The organism is Falsiroseomonas oleicola, assembly GCF_019029495.1.
GTDB lineage: Bacteria > Pseudomonadota > Alphaproteobacteria > Acetobacterales > Acetobacteraceae > Falsiroseomonas > Falsiroseomonas oleicola.
In genome coordinates, this window is the sequence record NZ_JAERQM010000005.1 from 13,733 (window position 1) to 27,403 (window position 13,671).

The 13,671-nt window shown below is 70.0% G+C and carries 15 protein-coding genes; 8 read left to right on the forward strand and 7 right to left on the reverse strand.

The genetic code is table 11. The annotated features are described in order from the left end of the window. Window positions 1-2: 2 nt before the first annotated feature. Genes JJQ90_RS16655 through JJQ90_RS16670 form a run of 4 tightly spaced genes read right to left on the reverse strand, consistent with a single transcriptional unit; the run spans window position 3 to window position 2,747 of the window. On the reverse strand, window positions 3-734 hold the full coding sequence (locus tag JJQ90_RS16655) for an aspartate/glutamate racemase family protein (protein WP_216877372.1): 732 nt from the start codon (window positions 732-734) through the stop codon (window positions 3-5). Continuing rightward, entirely contained in the window at window positions 734-1,648 is a 915-nt protein-coding gene (locus tag JJQ90_RS16660; protein WP_216877373.1) for a polysaccharide deacetylase family protein, read from the reverse strand. The genes JJQ90_RS16655 and JJQ90_RS16660 overlap by 1 nt, the downstream gene beginning before the upstream one ends. After that, window positions 1,645-1,998 carry a hydroxyisourate hydrolase gene (locus tag JJQ90_RS16665; protein ID WP_216877374.1) on the reverse strand — a complete coding sequence of 118 codons (354 nt, stop codon included), beginning with the start codon at window positions 1,996-1,998 and terminating at the stop codon, window positions 1,645-1,647. Before JJQ90_RS16665 ends, JJQ90_RS16660 begins: the two co-directional genes overlap by 4 nt. Next, on the reverse strand, window positions 1,998-2,747 hold the full coding sequence (locus tag JJQ90_RS16670; RefSeq protein ID WP_216877375.1) for an aspartate racemase/maleate isomerase family protein: 750 nt from the start codon (window positions 2,745-2,747) through the stop codon (window positions 1,998-2,000). Before JJQ90_RS16670 ends, JJQ90_RS16665 begins: the two co-directional genes overlap by 1 nt. Before the next feature lie 72 nt (window positions 2,748-2,819). Between JJQ90_RS16670 and JJQ90_RS16675 the strand changes: the two genes are divergently transcribed. Together JJQ90_RS16675 and JJQ90_RS16680 are read left to right on the forward strand one after the other, a co-directional pair. Further along, a complete protein-coding gene (locus JJQ90_RS16675; protein ID WP_216877376.1) occupies window positions 2,820-3,797 on the forward strand; it encodes a Bug family tripartite tricarboxylate transporter substrate binding protein in 978 nt (325 codons plus the stop codon). Continuing rightward, entirely contained in the window at window positions 3,794-4,699 is a 906-nt protein-coding gene (locus tag JJQ90_RS16680) for a BMP family ABC transporter substrate-binding protein (protein WP_216877377.1), read from the forward strand. The genes JJQ90_RS16675 and JJQ90_RS16680 overlap by 4 nt, the downstream gene beginning before the upstream one ends. Here the strand turns inward: JJQ90_RS16680 and mscL are convergent. Then, the gene (gene mscL / locus JJQ90_RS16685; RefSeq protein ID WP_329959459.1) at window positions 4,653-5,138 is read right to left on the reverse strand and encodes a large conductance mechanosensitive channel protein MscL; all 486 of its coding nucleotides are present in this window, start codon (window positions 5,136-5,138) and stop codon (window positions 4,653-4,655) included. The genes JJQ90_RS16680 and mscL overlap by 47 nt on opposite strands. Window positions 5,139-5,213: 75 nt before the next feature. Then, window positions 5,214-6,509: a M20 family metallopeptidase gene (locus tag JJQ90_RS16690; RefSeq protein WP_216877378.1), complete on the reverse strand. Its 1,296-nt coding sequence runs from the start codon at window positions 6,507-6,509 to the stop codon at window positions 5,214-5,216. A gap of 175 nt (window positions 6,510-6,684) precedes the next feature. Here JJQ90_RS16690 and JJQ90_RS16695 point away from each other — a divergent pair, with 175 nt between their 5' ends. The 6 genes from JJQ90_RS16695 to JJQ90_RS16720 are packed head-to-tail and all read left to right on the forward strand — an operon-like array spanning window position 6,685 to window position 12,703. Beyond that, complete coding sequence (locus JJQ90_RS16695) at window positions 6,685-8,232, forward strand: ABC transporter substrate-binding protein (RefSeq protein WP_216877379.1); 1,548 nt, start codon at window positions 6,685-6,687, stop codon at window positions 8,230-8,232. A gap of 15 nt (window positions 8,233-8,247) precedes the next feature. Continuing rightward, entirely contained in the window at window positions 8,248-9,189 is a 942-nt protein-coding gene (locus JJQ90_RS16700; RefSeq protein WP_216877380.1) for an ABC transporter permease, read from the forward strand. Then, complete coding sequence (locus tag JJQ90_RS16705; RefSeq protein WP_216877381.1) at window positions 9,186-10,097, forward strand: ABC transporter permease; 912 nt, start codon at window positions 9,186-9,188, stop codon at window positions 10,095-10,097. The genes JJQ90_RS16700 and JJQ90_RS16705 overlap by 4 nt, the downstream gene beginning before the upstream one ends. Window position 10,098: 1 nt before the next feature. Beyond that, window positions 10,099-11,055, forward strand: a complete 957-nt coding sequence (locus JJQ90_RS16710; RefSeq protein ID WP_216877382.1) for an ABC transporter ATP-binding protein — start codon at window positions 10,099-10,101, stop codon at window positions 11,053-11,055. Next, on the forward strand, window positions 11,052-12,017 hold the full coding sequence (locus JJQ90_RS16715) for an ABC transporter ATP-binding protein (protein WP_216877383.1): 966 nt from the start codon (window positions 11,052-11,054) through the stop codon (window positions 12,015-12,017). The genes JJQ90_RS16710 and JJQ90_RS16715 overlap by 4 nt, the downstream gene beginning before the upstream one ends. Continuing rightward, entirely contained in the window at window positions 12,017-12,703 is a 687-nt protein-coding gene (locus JJQ90_RS16720) for a glutathione S-transferase N-terminal domain-containing protein (RefSeq protein ID WP_216877384.1), read from the forward strand. The genes JJQ90_RS16715 and JJQ90_RS16720 overlap by 1 nt, the downstream gene beginning before the upstream one ends. Before the next feature lies 1 nt (window position 12,704). Here JJQ90_RS16720 and JJQ90_RS16725 read toward each other — a convergent pair whose 3' ends face one another. After that, window positions 12,705-13,670: a Bug family tripartite tricarboxylate transporter substrate binding protein gene (locus JJQ90_RS16725; protein ID WP_216877385.1), complete on the reverse strand. Its 966-nt coding sequence runs from the start codon at window positions 13,668-13,670 to the stop codon at window positions 12,705-12,707. Between the last annotated feature and the right edge of the window lies 1 nt (window position 13,671).

Below are 13,671 nucleotides of genomic sequence, written 5' to 3' on the forward strand. Positions count from 1 at the left end.
GCTCAACGCGCCGCGTAGAGCGCCGCGACCTCCGCCGCGAAACCCGTCAGCGCCCGGTCCCGCCGAATGCGGGCTGCGCCGGGCGGGGCGAGGCCGACCAGGGCCTCCGCCAGCCGCACGGCGGCCGCCGTGCCATCCACCAGCGGGACCGCCACGCGATCGGCGATCACCGGGGCGAGGCCGGCGAGCGGTCCGCCGGCCAGGATCACCACCTCCGCCCCATCCTGCTCGACGGACTGGCGACAGAGGTCGACCAGCAGCGCCGCGCGTTCCTCCGCCACCAGCCCGGGATCGCCGGCGAAGGCGGGGCCCATGCGAAAGCCGGCGCAACGACCGGCGAGGCCGTGATGGGCCAGGCAGTCCTCGAACATCGGCCGCAACGCCGCGGTGAAGGACACCACGCCGAAGCGCCGGCCAAGCATGCTGGCGGCGTGGAAGGCGGCCTCGCTGATGCCGATCACCGGCACATCCAGCAATTCCTTGGCGGCATCGAGGCCCGGATCGCCGAAACAGGCGATCACCGCGGCGTCGTAGCTGCCGCGCCGGGCGGCGAGCGCCGCCAGCGTGGCGGGGCCGGCGACCAGCCAATCCGCGCGGCTGACGATCAGCGGCAGGCCGAAGGGGGCGCTGACCGCCTCCACCACCGTGCCCGGGGAGGCCGCGGCCTGGGCCGCCGCGCCGATGCGGGCGGTGACGCTGTCGGTCGTGTTGCTGTTGACGACGAGCAGCCGCATCACAGGGCCTCCTGCGTCAGCCAGTGCCGCGCGATGTCGCAGCGCCGCGCCACCCAGATATCCTCCCGCCCCGCCACATGCCGCAGCACGGCGTCCAGCCCGGCCATGCGTGCCGGCCGGCCGATGATGCGCAGGTGCAGCCCGATGGACAGCATGCGCGGCCCGCCTTCGGCCAGCAGCCAGTCGATGGCGCCGATGCAGTAGCGCGAAAAATCCTCGGGCTGCACGAAGCCGCCGCCGGGGGCGAAGCGCATGTCGTTGGTGTCGAAGGCATAGGGCAGGCGGACATGCGGCGCGCCATCGGGGCGCGGCATCAGCCGGGGCAGGTCGTCGTCGTAATTGTCGCTGTCATAGAGGAAGCCGCCTTCCTCCAGCAGCAGCCGCCTTGTGTTGACGGAGGATGCGCTGCGCGTGTGCCAGCCGACCGGGCGTTCGCCCGTGGCGTCTCGGATGGCCGCGACGGTGGCGGCGATGACCGCGCGCTCCGTCGCCTCCGCCATGCCGGCATGGCTTTCCCAGCGCCAGCCATGGGCCGAGACCTCATGCCCCCGCGCATGCGGCGCGGCGGCCAGGACCGGCGTTGCCGCCACGGCGCGCCCGCAGCTCGAAAACGTCGCCTTCACCCCATGCGCGTCGAAGGCATCCAGGATCCGCCACAGCCCGACGCGGCTGCCATAACCAAAATGGCTTTCCATGCAGGGGTCGGGGTGGCCCACCACCTCCTCCCGCGCCTCATAGGTCGGCTCGTTGCGATGATCGCCGGAGGTGAGGGCCATTTCCGCCCCTTCCTCCACATTCACCACGAAGGACAGCGCCAGCCTGGCCCGGCCGGGCCAGCTCGCGGGGCTGGGGGCGCCGGCGCGGCCGGCCAGGTCGCGGGTGGCGGGCGGCATGCCGCCTGGGAGTTCGCTCATGCCCCGCGATACAGCGAAAACCCCCAGGGTGTGAACTTGATCGGCAGATGATAGTGCAGCGCCGCGTCGAAGACCCGGAAGCGGAAGGGCACCAGTTCGAGAAAGGGCGGCGGCGGGCGGTCGGAAGCGGCGAAGAAGTCGCCGATATGGAACATCACCTCATAGGTGCCTTCCTCCACCCCGGCGCCGGTCGTGATCGGGTGGTCCAGGGCGCCATCCGAGCCGATCACGCCATCGGCGACCAATTCGCGCTCGCCATCGCGGCCGATGCGATGGATGTCCACGCGCATGCCTTCCCCGGTGCGGCCGCTGGCCACATCCACCGCATGCACCGAGATGCCACCCGCCATCAGCCCTGACCCTCGATCGAGAACAGCTGGCCCCATTCCGGCCCGGGGCGCGGCGTGATGCCGGCCAGGTCGAGCCCGCCCCAGACGCCGAGCGCCGTGGCATCCAGCACGGGAATGCCTGTCTCGGCCTCCATCGCTGCGGCGAGGGGGGCGGCGGCGCAATTGGTGTTCCACATGATGATGGCCTCGACTCCGGGATGCGCCACCTGGCGCACCAGCCCGGACACCGCCTCATACCCGATGGAAGCGAATGACAGGTTATCGGTCAGGCCGAGACTGGCCTCCGCCACCATCTCCACCCCCTCCGCCGCCAGGCCCCTGGCGGCGCGCAGGTTGTAGTCCCGCGTATGTGGTCCGATCAGCGCCACCCGCCTGGCCTTCAGCGCCGCCAGCGCCCGCAGCAAAGCGAGGCCGGAGGTCTCGCAGGGCAGGCCCGTGGCCTCCCGCACCCGTCGCACCAATTCCCGGTCATGCTCCAGGCCGATCACCGCGCCCTTGCTGGCCGACCAGATGATGACCTCCGGTCGGGCATCCGCCAGCAGGTCGGCGGCGCCCAGCAGGGCGTCCCAGTCATAGCTGTCCGGGAAGGGGTCCACCGCGCCGCGCTTGGCGACGCGGGTGAAGATCGGCACCACCCCCGGCAGGCCGCGCAGCAGCGCCTGGGTGGTGCGCTCCACCACCGTATTGGCGGAGGGCAGGATGGTGGCCAGCAGGCGGGGGGCCTGCGGCATCAGGGTCTCGGGGTCCATGATGGGAAGCCTGCACCGGGCGCGCGCGGCACGGCAATTGCCTCGAAGATGGTCAGATCGAGGATCATGCCCATGCGCCGCCGTCAATTGCCCGTTATCGCGGCACTCGCCGCCTTTGCCGCCAGCAGTGAATCCCGGGCGCAGCCCGCCTGGCCCAGTCGGACCATCCGCCTGATCGTCACATTCCCACCCGGCGGCTCCTCCGACATCGTGGCGCGGGTGCTGGCGGAGGTGCTGTCCCAGCGCCTGCCGCAGCGGGTGATCGTGGAGAACCGGCCCGGCGCCGGCGGGACGCTGGGCGCGGCCTATGTCGCCAGCCAGCCGGCCGATGGGCTGACGCTGATGCTGTCCAACACCGCGCCCATCGTCACCTCTCCGCCCATCTATGCCAACGTGCCCTATGATCCGGTCGGCGGCTTCACGCACATTGCCTATATCGGCGCGACGCCGCTGGTGGTGGTGGTGAACCCGCGGCTGGTGCCGGCCACCGACCTCGCCGGGCTGATCGCCTGGATCAAGGCGCAGGCGGCCCCGCCGGGCTATGGCAGCTCCGGCGCCGGCTCCGTCGCGCATATCTTCGGCGAGGCCTTCATGGCGAAGACCGGTGCGCAGCTGACCCATGTGCCCTATCGCGGCAGCGCGCCGATGCAGGCGGACCTGCTGGGCGGCGCCATCCCGCTGTCCTTCGACACGCTGCCGCAGAATGTGGAGAACATCCGTGCCGGCCGGCTGCGCGCCATCGCCATCACCGCCCCGGCGCGGCAGGAGATGGCCCCCGAGGTGCCAACCACGGCCGAGGCCGGTTTTCCCGATCTGCTGGCGGAGAACTGGCTCGGCCTGGCCGGTCCCGCCGGGCTACCGGCAGCGATCGTCGCGAAGCTGCATGCCGAGACCATGGCGGCGCTCGATTCGCCGCTGATGCGCAGCCGCATCCTGGAACATGGCATCGCCATGCGACCGATGACCCAGCCGCAATTCACGCAGTATGTGGCGGATGAGGTGCGCGTGGTCGGCGGCGCGGTGAAGGCGCTTGGCCTGACCGCCCAATGAGCAGCCTGCCGCGCGTCGTGGCCGTGCTGTTCGGCCAGCCCGGCGCCGGCGCCTTCAACCAGGCCGGCGTCGAGGGTTTGGCGCGCGCAGAGGCCCTGCCGGTGGCGATCGAGACGCTGTGGGAGCCGGTGCCCGCCCGGCGCACTGAGACCATCGAGGCTGCGGCGCAACGTGCCGACCTGGTGATCGCCCATGGCGGGCAGGGGGAGCAGGCGGTGGCGGCGGTGGCGCCCGCCTTCCCCGATGTCGCCTTCGCCGTCACCCAGGGCCGCATCACCGGCCCCAATATCGCGGGCTTCGAAGTGTTGCAGGAACAGTCGGCCTTCCTGGCCGGTGTGCTGGCCGGCTGGTGGATCGCGCCGGGCGGCGTGGCCGCGCATCTGTCCGGCGAACCAGTGCCCCCTGGGCTGCGCGGCCGCGCCGGCTTCGCCGCTGGGCTGGCCCATGCGAATCCGGGCGCGCGCTTCCTGACCGGCTTCTGCGGCAACCAGCACGACCCGGAACTGGCGGGGCGCTGGACGGCAGGCCAGGCGGCGGCGGGGGCGACCCTTCAATTCGCCATGCTGGACGGCGGCCGCGCCGGGGCCATCGCCGCCTGCAAGGCCGCCGGGATGCGCGCCATCGGCAATGTGCGCGACTGGACGGCGGATGACGCTGTCTTCCTCGCCTCCGCCATCGCCGACAATGGGGTGGCGATGGTCGCGGCGATCAAGGCCTTCCTGGCCAACCGATTCGCGGACCGGCGGATCGGCCTGGAAGCGCCGGAGGCCGTGCGGCTGGCGCTGGCCGCCGATGTGCCCGCCGACCTCGCCGCGCGGCTGGAGGTACTGCGCGGCGCGATCCTGTCCGGTGCCGTCAGGGTGCCGGAGGAATGGGCGGGGGAGGCGTGGGCGCCGCCGTGACCGGGCGGGCGCGCAGCTCCGCCAGGATTTCCGCCAGCAGCTTGTCGGTGGAGGAGGGACCCTTCACCGCCTCCTGCCGGATGCGCAGCTTGGTCAGCACCTTCAGCAACCAGAAGATCGCCATCGCCACGATCAGGAACTTGATGATGGCGTTGATGAAGCGGCCGATGGCCAGCACCGCCGCGCCACCTTCCCGCGTCGCCTCCAGCGAAGGCCGGCGTTCGCCGCTCAGCACGATGAAGAGATTCGAGAAATCGATCCCGCCGATCAGCAGACCGATGATGGGGTTGATCAGATCCTCCACCAGGCTGCCGACGATGGTGGTGAAGGCGGCGCCGATGACGATGCCGACGGCCAGGTCCACCACGCTGCCGCGCATGATGAAGGACTTGAACTCGGTCAGCCAGGCGGGCTCGTTGATCGGAATGGGCAGTTTCACGGCAGCGCTCCTTGTTCGCGCCGCCAGGGTGCGGCGCCTTGCGGCGCCGCGCCAGTCAGGACTGCGCGCGTGGGGTTATTCCGCGCCACACCAGCCCGCGATCAGCGCCGCCACCACGGCGACTCCGCGTTGGTAGTCCGCCACATCCACCCATTCATCCCGCCCGCCATTCTGCGTCAGGTCGCCGCAGAGCGGGCCGAGGCCGACGCAGGGGATGCCCGACTGCACCATCGGATTGCGGATGTCGGAGGAGGTGTGCAGCGGGTTGATCTCCGGCGCCGTGCCGGTGCCACGCAGCACCGCGGCGCTGGTCTCGACCCAGAGCGGATGGTCCAGCGGCACCTCCGCCCCGGTGACGCCGGACAGGAAGGTGACTTCCAGATCCAGATCGGGGTCGGCGGCCTGGGCCTCGGCCAGCGTGGCTTCCACCGCGGCCTTCACATCGGCCAGCTTCTCCCCGGGCGGGAAGGACAGGGCGCAGGACAGTTGCACGGCCGGCGGCACGCGCGCGGCGCGGCCATCGCCCAGCGTCTTGAAGTCGCCGACCAGCAGATTGGTGCTGCGTCCGATCGCCGCATCCAGCGCCGGATGATGCACGCTGGCGCCACGCTTCGCATCCAGGGCGCGCAGCGCGGCCAGCACCACGGTGGCCTTGTCGATCGGGTTGATCGCGGTATGGGCGAAGGCGGCATGGCCCGGCTCGTTCGTCGCCGGCAGGCGGCCCTTCACGACGATGCGGAAGACGAGCTGGCCGGAGGCGAGTGCCTTCACCTCCCGCATGCCCACGCCGGATTCGGCCGGGTGCAGATAGACCGCGGCATCGGCGGTGACGCCGCCATGCAGCAGCGCATGCACGCCGCGCGCATGGCGCTTCGACGGCGTGGAGGCAAGGATGACATCGCCCTTCGGCGTGACCCCGGCGGCGAGCACCGCGCGCAGCGCCTCCACCATCGTGGCGACGCCCGCCAGGTCATCCGCCACGCCCCAGCCATGGATGCGACCGTTGTCGACCTCACCGGCCATCGGGTCGTGCAGCCAGCCATGCTGCGGGTTGAAGGGCTCGCCATCCGGATGGGCGAAGAAGATCACGCTGCGGCCGCCGCCGGTGCCGGGGAAGCGGGCGAGCACCGCCGCGCGTTCCTCCGCCGCGATGGTCGCATCGCTGGCGAATTCGTCGCGCAGCACGATGCTGCAGGGCTGGTAGCGCCGGGTCTCGACGATGCAGCCGAGATCCTCCAGCGCCGAGGCGAGGCGCGCCTGCACCGCCTCCTCGCCGCCCGATTGCAGCCGGATCAGGTCGCGCAGGAAGGTGACCGCTGCCTCGCTCCCCGCTTCCGCCGCCTGGTCCACGCGTGCCGCGATGCCGTCCATCTGGGTCTTCTTCCTGTCTGCGCGGCGCCACCTTACCGGCTGCCGCGCGCGGGGCAACGGGGGCTGTGCGCCGGGCGTGCGTATACAGTAAGTGATTGGTGTTTCAGGACTTGCCGCGGTGCACAGCTTGCGTCCATGCTCGCATCAACGGTTCACGAACACAGGGGGCTTGGCGATGGATGGGATGTTCGGGCGGCGCGCCGCCATGTCGGGCCTTGCGGGCATTCTGGCCGCGGCATCGCTGCCGCGCAGCGCCGGGGCGCAGCCGCGTGGCACGGTCACGGCCTCGCTGCTCGGCAATCTGCCCAATATCCATCCCTGGCATGTCGGCAATGTGGAAACCGGCGCGGCGAATCTGCTGGCCTATTCCAACCTGCTGAAGGTGGGGCCGGACGGCACGCTGGTGCCGGACCTCGCCGTGGCGCTGCCGCAGATCACCGATGACGGGTTGAACTACACCTTCGAGCTGCGGCGCGACGTGCGCTTCCACAATGGCGACCGGCTGACGGCGGACGACGTGCTGTACAGCTACGAGCAATACCTCGCCACCGGCCGCCGCCGCGGCAATCTGCGGCGCTTCATCAGCAATGTGACGAAGGATGGCGACCATGTCGTCAAGGTGACGCTGCGCGATCCCTGGGTCGGCTGGATGCGGCTGATGGGCTATGAGGCGGCCATCGTCCGTCGCGGCACCGATGTGGCGAATGAAGGCGCGACCGGCGAGAACCTGTATCGCGGCAGCCGCACCGCCGGCTGCGGCCCCTTCATCCCGAAAAGCTTCCAGGCCGATGTCGGCGTGGAGTTCGAGGCTTTCCCCGACTACTTCGGTGGCGCGCCCGCGACGCAGACCATCAAGCTGGTGCGCATTCCCGATGCGGCGACGCAGCTCGCCAATCTGCGCACCGGCACCGTCGATATCATCTCCAACTGCCCGCCGAAGGATTTCGCGCCGGTGCGGCAGGAGCCTGGCTTCGGCGGTGCGGTGCGGCCTTCCGCCGGCATCTTCTACATGCCGATGAATGTCGCCAAGGCGCCCTTCGACAATGTGCATCTGCGCCGCGCCGTCGCCTGCGCCGTGGATCGCGACTATATCTGCGAGGAAATCTATTCCGGCCTGGTCACCGCCAGCGCCCTGCCGGCCTCGCCGAACGAGTTCTGGTATGAGGAGGATCTGGCGAAGCAGTTCGCCTATGATCCCGACCGCGCCAAGTTCCACCTGCGCGCCGCCGGCATGCCGCGCGGCTTCGCCTTCGAGGCGATCGTGCCCGTGCCCTCGGCCTATGTGGAGGCGCGGGAGGCGGCGGTGGTGATGCAGGCGAACCTCGCCGAGGTCGGCATCCGCATGAACATCCGCCAGACCGACTTCGTCAGCATGTACCGCAGCGCGCAGAATGGCGACTGGCAGGCCTTCCCGCATCCTTCGATGCAGTCCTCGGTGGAGGACTATCTGATCTGGAACAACTACCACAAGGATGGCAACCAGGCGCGCTGGATGGGCTATCGCAACCCGGCCTATGACACCGCGGTGATGGAGAGCTTCCGCTACCTGGACGAGGCGCGGAAGAAGCCGGCGCTGCGCAAGGTGTCCGAAATCCTGGTGGAGGATTGCCCGGCGCTGTGGATCGGGCGGCTCAACGCCTATCACCTGTGGCGCGCGGATATCTCGGGCTTCGGGCCGCGCTACTCCTATTTCATGGACCTGACCTCGGCCAGGAAAGGCTGAGGGCAAGAAGGGCTGATGGCGAACTTTCTTCTCGGCCGCGCGGCGACGCTGGCGCTGGTGCTGTTCGGCGCCAGCGTGCTGATCTTCCTGGTGGTCCGCGCCCTGCCGGGCGACCCCGCCATCGCCATGATGACGAGCAACGCGACGCCGGAGGAAATCCAGGCGATGCGGGAGGCGATCGGCCTGCATCTGCCGCTGTGGCAGCAGTATTTCACCTGGGTCGGCGGTGCGGTGACCGGCGATCTCGGCCGCTCCTTCATGTATTCCACCGGCGTCGCGGGGCTGATCGCGGAACGCTTTCCGGTGACGCTGCATGTCTCGCTGGTGGCGCTGGCGATCGCCATGGCCATCGCGATTCCAGCCGGCGTGCTCTCGGCGCGCTACAAGGGCGGGCCGATCGATCATCTGTTCCGCATCGTGGCGATGATCGGCATTTCCATGCCGGTCTTCTGGCAGGGGCTGCTGAGCATCCTCCTCTTCGCCGTGATCCTCGGCTGGCTGCCGCCGGGTGGGTACCAGCCGCTGTCGGCGGGCATCGGCCTGTCCACGGCCCATATCATCCTGCCGGCGGTGGCGCTGGGCACCGCCTATGCCGCGACCATCACGCGCATGCTGCGCTCCTCCATGCTGGACGTGCTGGGGCGGGAGCATATCGCGGTGGCGCGCGCCCATGGCGTGCCGGAACGCACCATCATCTGGACCGACGCTTTCCGGAATGCGCTGATCCCGACGCTGACTGCCGCGGGCTTTTCCTTCGGCTACCTGTTGGCCGGCGCGGTGTTGACGGAGGTGATCTTCAACCTGCCGGGCATGGGGCGACTGCTGTATGAGAGCATTCTGTCGCGCGACTATCCGCTGGTGCAGGGACTGGTCCTGCTGAATGTCACGCTCTTCGTGCTGATCAACTTCGGCATGGATGCGCTCTACGCCATTCTCGATCCCCGGATTCGCCGATGAGCGCGACGCTGGCCGCACCGCGGCGCCCGAACCGCCTGTGGATGGTGATGAAGCGCGATCCGCTCGCGCTGGCCGCCTTCCTGTTCCTGCTGGTGCTGGTGGTCGTCGCCATCTTCCCGGAACAGATCGCCCAGTTCCTGCCCAACCGCCCCTCCCGCCTTCGCCTGCGGCCGCCGGATGCCACCTTCTGGTTCGGCAGCGACCAGTTCGGTCGCGACATATTTTCCCGCTGCGTGCATGCGACGCGGGTTTCGCTGACGGTGGGGCTGACCACGGTGGGGATCGCGGTGGCCATCGGCGTGCCGCTGGGTGCCATCGCGGCCTTCCGCAGCCCGGGTTTTACGGACTCCGCCATCATGCGGGTGATGGATGTGCTGATGGCTTTTCCGCCGATTGTGCTGGCCATCGCGGTGGTCGCGGCACTTGGCACCCAGGACCTGGAATTCGGCCCCTTCGTCATCCCGCATATCATGAAGGTCATGGTGGTGATCGGGTTGCTGAACGCGCCGAAGGTCGCCCGCATCGTCCGCGCCGCCGTGCTGGTGGAGCGCAACGAGCAATATGTGATGGCGGAACGCGCGGTCGGCGCCAGCGAGACGCGCATCCTGTTCCGCGACGTGCTGCGCAACTGCGTCTCCCCGGTCGCGGTCTTCGCGACCCTGCTGGTGGCGACGTCCATCCTCACCGAGGCCTCGCTCTCCTTCCTCGGCCTCGGCATCCAGCCGCCGGAGCCGAGCTGGGGCGGGATGCTGGCGGATAGCCGAACCTATGTGATGTCCGGCCAGTGGTGGCTGACCATCTTCCCCGGCCTGCTGATCTTCCTCACCGTCGTCGCCTTCAACCTCGCCGGCGACCTGCTGCGCGATGTGATGGACCCGGCGCAACTGACGCGGCGGGGCGATGCCTGAGATGCTGTTCGAAGTGCGTGACCTGGTCACGCGATTCCGCAGCGAGGGCGGCGAGATCCGCCCCTCCCGCGGCGTGTCCTTCCACATCGCGGCGGGGGAGGTGCTGGGGCTGGTCGGCGAATCCGGCTCCGGCAAATCCGTCACCGCCCGCGCCTCGGTGCGCCTGCAGCAGCCGGAAAGCGCCACCATCGGCGGCGAGCTGTTTTTCCGCGGCCAGGACCTGCGCAAGCTGGATGCTGAGGCGCTGCGCGCGCTGCGCGCGAAACAGATCGCCATGGTGGTGCAGGACCCCGCCGCGGCGCTGAACCCCGTGATGACCATCGGCGACCAACTTTTCCGAATTCACCGCCTGCATGGCGGCAGCGAGTCGGAGGCGCGCGCGGCGGCGCTTTCGCTGCTGACGCGGATGCGTATCGCGGAGGCCGAAAGCCGGCTCTCGGCCTATCCGCACCAATTGTCGGGCGGCATGCGCCAGCGGGTGCTGATCGCCCTCGCGCTGATCTGCCGCCCCTCCCTGCTGATCGCGGACGAGCCCACCACGGCGCTGGACGTGACGGTGGAGGCCGAGATCCTGGCGCTGCTGGACGAGCTGCGCCGCGAACTCGGCATGGCGATGCTGATGATCTCCCACAACCTCTCCGTCATCGGCCGCATCTGCGACCGCGTCGCGGTGATGTATGCCGGACGGATCATGGAGGAGGGGCCGACCCAGGCCCTGCTGACGTCCCCGCGCCACCCTTACACCCGCGCCCTGCTGGCTTCCGTGCCGCGCGGCACCAAGGCGGATGGCCCGTTGCCCGCCATTCCCGGCGAGCCACCGGACCTCGCCCGCCTGCCGCCAGGCTGCCCCTTCCAGGCCCGCTGCCCCGGCGCCGAGGCCCGCTGCACGGAGGATCAGCCGCTGCGCGACATCGCCCCCGGCCGCAAGGCCGCCTGCTGGCGCGCGGAGGCCGCATGAGCCCGCCACTGCTGACCCTCGACGGCGTTTCCCGCCACTACGCGACGAAGCCCTCCGTGCTCGGCCGGCTGCTGCCCAACCAGCCGGTGGTGCGTGCCGTGCAGGATGTGTCGCTGAGCATCGCCCGCACCGAAATCCTCGGCCTGGTCGGCGAAAGCGGCTCCGGCAAATCGACCCTCGGCCGTGTCGCTTTGGCGCTGGAACCGCCCACCGCCGGCACTGTGCTGTTCAACGGCGCGCCGCCCGCCGCCGACCTGCCCGGTTTTCGTCGCCGCGCGCAGATGGTGTTCCAGGACCCGCAGAGTTCGCTGAACCGGTCGCTGACCATCGAGCGCATCCTGGAATCGCCGCTGGTCGTCCACCGCTTCGGCAACGCTGCCGCACGCCGCGCCCGCATCGCGCAATTGCTGGAAACGGTGGGGCTGCGCGCCGACATGATGCGTCGCTACCCGCACGAGTTGTCGGGCGGCCAGCGCCAGCGCGTCGGCATCGCCCGTGCACTCGCCATAGAACCCGCCTTCATCGTGCTGGATGAGCCGACAAGCGCGCTGGATGTCTCGATCCAGGCGCAGGTGGTGAACCTGCTGGTGGAATTGCAGCAGCGCCTGTCGCTGACCTATCTGTTCATCAGCCACGACCTGCGGCTGGTGCGCTGGCTCTGTGACCGGATCGCGGTGATGTATCTCGGCCGCATTGTCGAGATCGGCCCGGCCGAGGCGCTGTGGAACGCGCCGCGCCATCCCTATACCAAGGCGCTGCTCACCGCCGTGACGGCGGAGACGCTGGTGCCGCCGGAGGCCGCGGGCGACGTGCCCAGCCCGATCCGCCCGCCGCCCGGCTGCGCCTTCCACCCCCGCTGCCCTGCCGCCGGCCCGCGCTGTTCGCGGGACGCGCCGCGTGATGTGGCAGCGGGCGATGGCGTGATGGTGGCCTGCCATCTGCATGACGGGGGCGTCGCGTGATGAAGCTCATCATCGGCGGCAAATGGTCCTCCACCTGGACCATGCGCGGCTGGCTGGCCTGCAGGCTTTCGGGCCTTGAATTCGAGACGGAGACGCTGCTGCTGTCGCGCGACGACAGCAAGGCGAAGCTGGCCGCCATCTCCCCCACCGGGCTGATCCCCATCCTGTTCGACGGTGCCCTCGCCATTACCGATACCTGGGCCATCGCCGAATATCTGTGGGAGAAGGCGCCGGGCTGCGACATCTGGCCCGCCGATCTGCCCGCCCGCACGGCGGCGCGCGCCTCGGCCGGGGAGATGCACGCGCATTTCGTGGAGCTCCGTGCGGCCATGCCGATGAACCTGGTGAAGCGCTGGCCGATCGCCAATGGCGTGCCGAGCAATGCCAAGCTGCTCGGCCGCCCCGGCGTCGCGCCGCAGGTGGCCCGGGTGCAGGAAAGCTGGCGGCAGACCCGCGCGTTGCATGGCAGCGGCGGCCCCTTCCTGTTCGGCGCGCGCTTCTGTTTCGCCGATGCGATGTGGGCGCCCATGGCCAGCCGCTTCCGCACCTATTCCGTGCCGTTGACGGCCGAGGCCCAGGCCTATGCCGATGCCGTGCTGGCGCATCCGTTGGTGATGGAATGGGTGGCGGGGGCGGAGGCGCAGGCGCGCGAGATCGGGCTGGAAGCCTGCCGCGCCTTCCCCTGAGCTAGATCACCCGCGCGCCTGAAATCCGCACCGCCTCGGCCCATTTGTCACGCTCCGTGGCCAGATGGCGCTGCAGATGCGCGGCGCTGCCGCCGGCCGGCTCGGCGCCCACCTCCAGCAGCCGCCGGCGCAGGATCGGCGTGCTCAGGGCGGTATTGACTGCCCAGTTCATCATCAGCACGGCCTCCTCCGGCACCGCGACCGGATAGACCAGGCAGCTCCAGGACGCGTAGTCGAACTCGGCCACGCCTTCCTCCTGCAAGGTCGGCACATTGGGCAGGCCGGGCCAGCGCTGGGCGGTGGTGACGGCCAGGGGAAAGGCGACCTCGTCATCGATGAAGCCGGCGGCGCTGGCCAGGCTTTCCATCGCGAACTGCACCTGGTTTGCCAGCAGCGCCTGAAGCGAGGGGCCGGCACCGCGGAAGGGGATGTGCAGCAGCCCCGGCAGGCCGAGCCGGACCTTCAGCACCTCCATCGCCATATGCCCGCCACTGCCGGGTCCCGCGCTGGAGTAGTTCAGCCTTTCGCCGCTGCGCGCCGTCATCAGCAGATGCGCCAGGCTGCGTTCGGCCCGGCGGGGTCCGGCGAGGAGTGCCATCGGGTTCGTGGTCACCAGGGCCACCGGTGCGAATTCCGTCTCCGCGTCATAGGTCATGGTGCGGAACAGGAAGGGGTTCACCACCAGCGGGCCGGGCGAGGCGAGCATCATGCTGTGCCCATCCGGATCGCTGCGCGTCAAAGCCTCCGCGCCGATACTGCCGCCGGCGCCGCTGCGGTTCTCGACGATGATGGAGACACCGACCAGCGGTTCCATCGTCCAGGCCAGCAGCCGCGCCGTCAGGTCCAGGGCGCCACCTGGCGAAAAGGGCACGATCAGCCGCATGGACCGGGTCGGCCGCCAGCCCGGCCGCGCCTGGGCGATGGCGGGGACCGCCAGGCCGGCGGCCAGAAGGCTGCGGCGCCGCATG

Excerpts from the sequence above, each read along its gene's own strand:
- JJQ90_RS16665 (WP_216877374.1), bottom strand. The coding sequence starts at position 1,998 with ATGGCGGGTGGCATCTCGGTGCATGCGGTGGATGTGGCCAGCGGCCGC.
- JJQ90_RS16690 (WP_216877378.1), bottom strand. The coding sequence starts at position 6,509 with ATGGACGGCATCGCGGCACGCGTGGACCAGGCGGCGGAAGCGGGGAGC.
- JJQ90_RS16715 (WP_216877383.1), top strand. The coding sequence starts at position 11,052 with ATGAGCCCGCCACTGCTGACCCTCGACGGCGTTTCCCGCCACTACGCG.
- JJQ90_RS16670 (WP_216877375.1), bottom strand. The coding sequence starts at position 2,747 with ATGGACCCCGAGACCCTGATGCCGCAGGCCCCCCGCCTGCTGGCCACC.
- JJQ90_RS16660 (WP_216877373.1), bottom strand. The coding sequence starts at position 1,648 with ATGAGCGAACTCCCAGGCGGCATGCCGCCCGCCACCCGCGACCTGGCC.
- JJQ90_RS16655 (WP_216877372.1), bottom strand. The coding sequence starts at position 734 with ATGCGGCTGCTCGTCGTCAACAGCAACACGACCGACAGCGTCACCGCC.
- JJQ90_RS16700 (WP_216877380.1), top strand. The coding sequence starts at position 8,248 with ATGGCGAACTTTCTTCTCGGCCGCGCGGCGACGCTGGCGCTGGTGCTG.
- JJQ90_RS16720 (WP_216877384.1), top strand. The coding sequence starts at position 12,017 with ATGAAGCTCATCATCGGCGGCAAATGGTCCTCCACCTGGACCATGCGC.
- JJQ90_RS16705 (WP_216877381.1), top strand. The coding sequence starts at position 9,186 with ATGAGCGCGACGCTGGCCGCACCGCGGCGCCCGAACCGCCTGTGGATG.
- JJQ90_RS16695 (WP_216877379.1), top strand. The coding sequence starts at position 6,685 with ATGGATGGGATGTTCGGGCGGCGCGCCGCCATGTCGGGCCTTGCGGGC.
- JJQ90_RS16710 (WP_216877382.1), top strand. The coding sequence starts at position 10,099 with ATGCTGTTCGAAGTGCGTGACCTGGTCACGCGATTCCGCAGCGAGGGC.
- JJQ90_RS16680 (WP_216877377.1), top strand. The coding sequence starts at position 3,794 with ATGAGCAGCCTGCCGCGCGTCGTGGCCGTGCTGTTCGGCCAGCCCGGC.
- JJQ90_RS16725 (WP_216877385.1), bottom strand. The coding sequence starts at position 13,670 with ATGCGGCGCCGCAGCCTTCTGGCCGCCGGCCTGGCGGTCCCCGCCATC.
- JJQ90_RS16675 (WP_216877376.1), top strand. The coding sequence starts at position 2,820 with ATGCGCCGCCGTCAATTGCCCGTTATCGCGGCACTCGCCGCCTTTGCC.